This is a genomic window from Streptomyces sp. SID12501 (assembly GCF_010550245.1).
GTDB lineage: Bacteria > Actinomycetota > Actinomycetes > Streptomycetales > Streptomycetaceae > Streptomyces.
Genome location: NZ_JAAGLU010000439.1, coordinates 1 through 508, shown reverse-complemented (window position 1 = coordinate 508; position 508 = coordinate 1). Strand labels below are relative to the sequence as shown.

Annotated in this window: 1 protein-coding gene; it reads left to right on the top strand. The window is 76.0% G+C overall.

Features of this window, described 5'->3' with window-relative positions:
* Positions 1–10 precede the first annotated feature (10 nt).
* On the top strand, positions 11–508 hold a 498-nt coding region (locus G3I71_RS46650), incomplete at its 3' end, for an acyclic terpene utilization AtuA family protein (protein ID WP_239149792.1).

The following is a 508-nucleotide window of genomic DNA, read 5'->3' as shown; positions in this document are numbered from 1 at the left end:
CTTCGCCGCGATGCGCGAGATGCTGACCGACGGCCCCCTCGACGTCCTGACCGGCGACTACCTCGCCGAACTCACCATGCTGATCCTCGGCCGCGACCGCCTGAAGGACCCCGGCCTCGGCTACGCGAAGACGTTCGTCCGCCAGCTGGAGGACTCCCTGGCCCTGGCCCACGAGCGGGGCGTACGGATCGTCGCGAACGCCGGCGGCCTCAACCCGGCGGGCCTCGCCGACGCCGTCCGCGGCCTCGCGGCCGAGGCGGGCGTCCCCGTCCGCGTCGCACACGTCGAGGGCGACGACCTGACGCCGTACGAGGAGGGCGCGCTCACCGCCAACGCCTACCTCGGCGGGGCCGGCATCACCGCCTGCCTACGGGCCGGCGCCGACGTCGTCGTCACCGGCCGGGTGACGGACGCGGCCCTGGTCAGCGGGCCGGCCGCCTGGTGGTTCGACTGGGCGGCCGACGACTGGGACCGGCTGGCCGGCGCGGTCGTCGCGGGCCACGTCCTG